This window comes from Vicinamibacteria bacterium (assembly GCA_035620555.1).
Lineage (GTDB): Bacteria > Acidobacteriota > Vicinamibacteria > Marinacidobacterales > SMYC01 > DASPGQ01.
The window spans coordinates 1-4,346 of record DASPGQ010000177.1; the positions used below are offsets into that span (position 1 = coordinate 1).

The 4,346-nt window shown below is 62.7% G+C and carries 4 protein-coding genes; all 4 read right to left on the bottom strand.

The window, feature by feature from the left end:
- A partial coding sequence (locus VEK15_06865) for a hypothetical protein (protein ID HXV60395.1) occupies positions 1–1,909 on the bottom strand: 1,909 nt, incomplete at its 3' end.
- A 29-nt stretch (positions 1,910–1,938) separates the two neighbouring features.
- A complete protein-coding gene (locus tag VEK15_06870) occupies positions 1,939–2,361 on the bottom strand; it encodes a nuclear transport factor 2 family protein (GenBank protein ID HXV60396.1) in 423 nt (140 codons plus the stop codon).
- Positions 2,362–2,691: 330 nt separating this feature from the next.
- Positions 2,692–3,192, bottom strand: a complete 501-nt coding sequence (locus VEK15_06875) for a hypothetical protein (protein HXV60397.1) — start codon at positions 3,190–3,192, stop codon at positions 2,692–2,694.
- Between the two features lie 226 nt (positions 3,193–3,418).
- The coding region (locus tag VEK15_06880; GenBank protein ID HXV60398.1) for a DUF3604 domain-containing protein at positions 3,419–4,346 on the bottom strand (928 nt) is incomplete at its 5' end.

Below are 4,346 nucleotides of genomic sequence, written 5' to 3' on the forward strand. Positions count from 1 at the left end.
AACCGAGAAAACGCGGAAGCGTCTGGTTGCCGACCGTCTTGTCCAGCACCTCCATCCCTTGCACGAGGTGTTCCACCTCGAGGTTGCCGTCCCGCTCGCGATAGAGCGCGAGGTAAGTATGCTCGAGCGCGTTCATGTCGAGGAGCATCGCGTAGCGGCATCCGTAGGCTTCGAAGACCCGAGCCATCGCCGACGGTGTCGCCGAAGAAAAATAGGCATAAATCAAGAAGCGGCGGTCGTCGAGCTCCTGGATCGCGGTTCCCGCCCGGACGGTGCGAAACTTTCGATCTTGCGATCCGGACCAGTTCCCCGCCGCCCACCGCGAGACCTGGCGTCCCGGAACCGGCTCGCCGGTCGTGGGGTCGGTCTCGATGATCGGCAGGCCGTTCTGACGGGCAAACGCCATTTTGGGGAGAAGCGCGTCATCCTCGACTGCCCAGGTTTTCATGTCTACGCGGCCGTCATCGAGCCCGAAGACCGTTGCCAGACCGGGTTGGAGTTTGCTCAGTACGGCGCCGTTCTCGACGAACCCGTAATGGCTTCCGTGGTTGCGGTTTGCCAGATCCGAGACTCGAAACGCACCGTGGCCGCGCTTGAAGCCCCCGGTGAACGTCGCCACCGTCCGCTCGGCGAGCGACCGGGGGACGATGCCGGTGGCCACCAGGGGCGCGATGTTCCCGATGCCGTCCGGTCCGGGCAGAGCAGGGTCTCGAACCGAGCCCAACACCCGCTCGGACCAGTCCACCCGCGGATGCTCGGTGCCTACCGCAAAACCCAGCTCGAATCGGGACAGGTCGAAGGCAACGAGATAGACGAGCGCCTCTCTTTCCACCTCGTCCAGCTGGGAGACGACGTCCCGGTGGTGGGCGAAAATGTCGGCGTCGATGAGATCGGGCCGCACCACGCTGACGTAGACGCCTGGCTGGCTCCGAGCTTCGTGCCACCGGCCCGCTACCACACCCTCGTTGCTGAGGTCCTCGACCGAAAGACCCAGATCGCCCTGTCCGATACGGACGTCCTGGTAACGCGCGTCCATGCGGGCGGGGCCGGGACCGTCGGGTAGCGCGGGCTCGTCGGTCAGCGCGGCCGGGTCTCGCGTGATCTCGGAGGTGTCCAGGTAGGCGTCCTGGAACAGGTTTTGGCGCACGAAGATCGTGATTTGCTCCCCTTGCCATACGTTGTCGCGAAGAAAGTCCGTTGCCCACTCGAGCGTCGTGCGGCGGCCCGGCACGGGCAGCCGAAGGTTGATCTCCTCGTCGCACAGCGACAGGTAAGGTGTCGCCGTCTGATCCGTGCTCGCGAGGGGCAGAGGAGCTTTGTCGGACCACAGGTCACAGGAGCGTTTTCCCAAGGTGTCCACCATCGTCAGACCGTCGGGGTAGTCGGCCTCGACCGTCAGGTCCTGGCTCTTCGGACGGTTGTTCACGATGTGATAAGAGCTCGTGCGGCCGTCGGCCCACGCGACCGTCAACACGTACCAGCTGTTTATCACCGGATTGAGGTTGACCAGCGAGACACGTTTTACCGACGCGTCCTCCGCGGTGAATTCGAGCGATGTCGTGTGACGAAACGGCTGCAGCTCCAGGACGCTCTTGACGCGGTTTGCCTCGTAAGCCTCGCGTTGGCGCTCCAGTAATGCTGGATCGATGAGAGGAATCGGCAGGCGCGTGGGTAGCTCCGGCGCTTCCAGCTCGATTTCCGACGGGGGTGGTTCAGGTGAAGGTTCTCGAGTCTCGACCGAAGCCCGACGGAGCAGGCGTTCCCGGAGCTTCTGCCATTCGACCTCGCTCAGCTGGGAGCGCGCGCTCGTAATGGCGAGATGGAAAGCGACGGACAAGACGAGGACCGCGATGAGAGCGGCCACCGCAAGCGCGGCGCGGAACGTCCATCGAAGCAACCACCGGAGCATCAATCCATCATAGCAAGCCGCCGTAGAGCTCAGCCGTAGTAAGAGAACATCAACGAGTGGATCTTGAAGCCTTCAGGGCCCTGAATCAGGAGAAGAACGAGTTTTCCCCGACGCGTCTCCCCTTCGTCCGTCAGCACGAAATCCGCCCAGACGCTCGCGAGCTTCCCCTGGCGGTCGATCCGAACGTTCTCCAGCTGCTCTTGGATATCGCGGCCGCCATCGAGATAGGACCTCTGCGCGTCGTAGAACTCCTCGAGCGTGCGCTCGCTCACGCTTCCATCCTCGCCCGTCGAGGCGACGGTGAAATGAGGTAGGAAGAGTTTCTTCCATTCGGGGAGCGTCTCCCGGCGGTACAGGCCGACGTAGTCTTCGACGACCTTCTCGAGGTCCGAAGCCGGTGCCGCGAGCAACGTCGCCGGAAGTACGAAAAACGCTGCGAGTTTCACGAGCATGCGTCCCCTCCGGAAAGCATCTTACTGCGAGCCCGACAGGTGGGAGAAGGGAAACGCAGATGCAGGCCGACAAGGCGCACGTCTCGCGTCACTCCCCGGTCATCGCTTCAGGCTGCACTTCGACGGATCCGGCGCCGGCGAAATCTCCACCGAAAGCAAGGGCCCCGGTCAGGCGTCGGTGACGCATCACGGCGAAGTGTTTTGCTCAAGTCTAGCCTGGCCGAGATAGAACCATTTTTCGCTGATGTGGCGAAAGTAGGACCCCGTGAGGGTGTTGCGGGTAGTCGTGGCAGCGTCGTCCTGAGTGCTGAACAAGCTGTTGAAATCGATTTAGATCTGGCGCCGCTCGGTTGTTTCGCGCACCGATGTGTCGAGGTTGTACTGCGTGGCGCCGTTTTGCTGGGTGTATGTGGAGCCGATGTCGAGAGAGCCGTCCAGACGGCTCCAAAAGCTTGGCTTGACCCGATAGATATTGATGACCGAGTCGATTGGAAGCGTCGCGACCGTCACGTCGCCATCGACCACCCTGAGCTGATTCTCGCCGCCGGCCTCCGCTAGCGAACCGAAAAAGAGAGCTCCCCTCTGGTCCTCGAACGTAAAGGTGTTTGTGCTCCTGAGCTCGGCAACGTGGGCCCATTCGACCGAGAGGGTTCCGATGTTGTCGGTCTTGTAGCTGAGCTTTCCGCGCTGTAGTGCCAGGATCTCGCCGGTGATGGAGTCTCCGTTGTCCATGATGAGAACGTCGGTTCTAGCGGACTCCGATCGTCTGGGGGCGAGCGCGAAAATGGTGCCGAGGGCCAGGATGGCAAGAAACCGTGGTCGAAGTCTCACGAAGGTACCCCTCCTCAAGCAAGTCGTCCCGCAGAGTTGCCGTAGCATAAGTCCGGGACGTCGCTGGCATCATCACCTTCGCCGCGGTTTCTGCCGAAGCCAAACGAGATCACGGCAAGCGTGGTGCGGATCCATTTGGTGTGGCAGCACGACCAGGAAAAACACGACGAGCGCCGGCAAGGCTCGCAGGCCCGCGGCAATCGAAAGGGTCGCGCCGCCGTGCTTCTCAGTTCGCTGGTGTGTACCAGATGGGCGCGGTGTACGCTCGCTCGATGACGGTCATCCGCGTGCCGGGGACTGGAGTGACGCCGAATCGTTTCGCGTCGTAGGCGGTCCACCGCGGCGTCGGGATCTCGATGACGCGGGCGTAATAGAACGCGCGCTCGGAGGCGTCGAAGTCGGGATCGCTCCAAACGGTGATGAGCTCGGCGGCGCCGATGGTGTTGGTCCACGTCGCGTTGGCGACGTCCACCGTACTCCCCAGCGAGGGAAGCTTTCCGTCCGCGCCGGGTTTCCTGTCGCCGCTCCAGGCGACGTCGTAGACCTTCTCGTGTAGCTCGCCCTGCGCATCGAGCCAGCCCTTGACGATCTGGATTCGGTCGAGGTTGGCACCGAGGGGGTCTTTGAGTGCCGCGACGAGGAACGTCGCCGATTTTCCGTCCGGTGCTTCACGCAGGTCGCCGCCCATGGGAACCCCTTTGGAATATCCGGCGACCGCCGGGTTCCGGGTCTCGGCGTCGGCTTTTTCGAACTCAAAGCCCCCAAAAAACCTCACCATCAAGCGGCTGCCCGTGGTCGCATAGGTTTCCCTCCGTTGCATCGCGTCCCAGAGGGCTTCGCGGGTGTTCTCGGTAGCCCACACCGCCGCGTACCCCGCGGCGGCGACTTCCCAGTCGAACACCGCCACGCCGGTCTCTTGGTTATCCATGAACTTGGCAGTCATGCGCTCGGGGCTGGGCTCCTGCGGTGTGGTCTTGCCGAAATAATTCTCCTCCTCCATCGCCGCGAGACCAGTATGGGCATCGCTGCTTCCGATCATGCCGAACTTGTAGGGATTGGCTCCGAGATCGCGCTCGAGCTTGAGGCCGTTCTTCAGAGCCGAACGGGCGTACTCGAACTCGAGCATCTCCCTCGTCTTCGCGACGCTCGCGTCG